3 protein-coding genes are annotated in these 1,653 nt (G+C 73.6%); all 3 read right to left on the minus strand.

The window, feature by feature from the left end:
* Positions 1-267 (minus strand): hypothetical protein (locus E2651_RS43055; RefSeq protein ID WP_135336705.1); only part of this gene is annotated, 267 nt, incomplete at its 3' end.
* Positions 264-1,466, minus strand: a complete 1,203-nt coding sequence (locus E2651_RS43060) for a DUF4255 domain-containing protein (protein WP_135336706.1) — start codon at positions 1,464-1,466, stop codon at positions 264-266. The genes E2651_RS43060 and E2651_RS43055, both read right to left, overlap by 4 nt.
* Positions 1,463-1,653: hypothetical protein (locus E2651_RS44925; RefSeq protein WP_209446396.1), on the minus strand; the 191-nt coding region annotated here is incomplete at its 5' end. The genes E2651_RS43060 and E2651_RS44925, both read right to left, overlap by 4 nt.

Genomic DNA, 1,653 nt, shown 5'->3' on the forward strand with positions numbered 1-1,653 from the left:
GCGGTGCTGGGGGGAGCAGGGGTGTGGGTCCGGCGGTTGCCCGGCTCGGAGTGCCTCGTAGACGGCGCGGGCGATCCGGCGGGCGTGCGCGGCGAGGGCGGAGTCCGCCGGTACGGCCGGGTCGGGGGCGCTGATGGTGGGGGAGTTGCCGAGCAGCACGGCGAGTTCGGACTCGACGGCCGCGCACAGTGCCGCAGGCGAGGGTGGGCAGGCACCGTCCCACACCAGCCGACGGATGTGCAGCTCGACCTGTGTGGCCGTCGTCATGTGATCACCACCGCCGCGTCGGCGTCGAACCGCCCGGCCTCCACATCGAGCAGCGGGCTGTCCACCCCGTCGACGCGCAACCGCAGCGGATACCGCCCCGGCGCACCCGCGGCCAGCCGGAACCGCAGCGTCCGGGTCTCCTGGGTGAACGGCTCCGCGAGCACGGGCCGATCCGCCACCAGCAGCTCGGCCCGCTGACCGGGATGCACGCCGGGCGCGCACTCCACGACCATCGCCACCGCCCCGCTCTCGTCCCGCTCGGCGGTCAGCGGCAGGGAGCTGGTGATGCGCGGCGGGATGTGGAAGTGCCGTGGCTCGGTGGTTCGTTCACTGCCGTCGGGCGCGGTAAGGACGACGACGGCCGACCAGCGCCCCGCGCCGAGCTCCTCGCCGAGCGTCGCCCGCAACGAGCCGGCCTCGTCCGCGCGGGCCGGCAGCACGATCGGCCCGCCGAGCAAGGGGTGCGTCAGACGAACGCTCGGCGTACCCGCCTGAAACCCGCTCCCGCTGAGCACGATGTCCGAGCCGGACGCGGCGATCGACGGTACGACGGCCAGCAGTACCGGCCAGCGCGCGGCCGCCGTCGGCATGGCCTCGGGCCCGGTCCCGGCCGCCCCGCGCCGCAGCACCGGCAGGGGTGCCCGGCCGGGCGTTGCGCTGTCGATGAGCACGACACGTGCCTCGTATGCGACGGACAGCCGGTAACCGTGGCCCAGGGCCGCCCACAGCAGGCACATCTCGTCGGCCGTCATCATCGCCGGGGTGACCTTCACCGGCTCCTGCTGGAGATGCAGATCACTGAAGCCGGCGGCGGCCCTGAGGTCGTCGGCACGCAGTTGCGGCCGTTCGTGCAGGGCCGCCATCGCCGCACCGAGCAGCCGCTCGGGGACGGTCGAGTTCTCACCGGGGGGTACGTGCGCGGTGAACAGGTAGTGCAGGACCAGCGGCAGCGCGGGATGCCGACACTCGCCGGGGTGCGAGCCGTCGGGATCGGCGTTGCGCCAGGCGGGGTCGATGCCGGTCTGGTGGAGGAAGAGGTTGAGCACGCCTTTCGTGCCGTCGCCCTCGGCGATGGCTGCGGCGACATCCTCCGGATGCCGGACCGTCACCTCCGCTCCGGGCACGGTCCGTTGGAGGTCCCCGTGCAGCACGGCTCGCAGTGTCTCGGTCACGGCGGCGATCGCCAACGCGTCACTCACGCCCGCCTCCCGAGGTACTCCTCAAGGCTCAGCCGGGGCTTGCGGTGCGGAGCAGGGGCAGGGCCGTCGACGACTAGGGGAGAGGCGGTGCGGACGACGAGGTGGTCAATGGTGACGCGGACGACGGTCGAGTGCGCCGGGGGTCTCTTCGCAGCGGCGGACTCCGTGGCGGGGGCGAGTGCGGGTT

Origin of the sequence: Streptomyces sp. MZ04, assembly GCF_004684775.1 — a bacterium.
GTDB lineage: Bacteria > Actinomycetota > Actinomycetes > Streptomycetales > Streptomycetaceae > Streptomyces.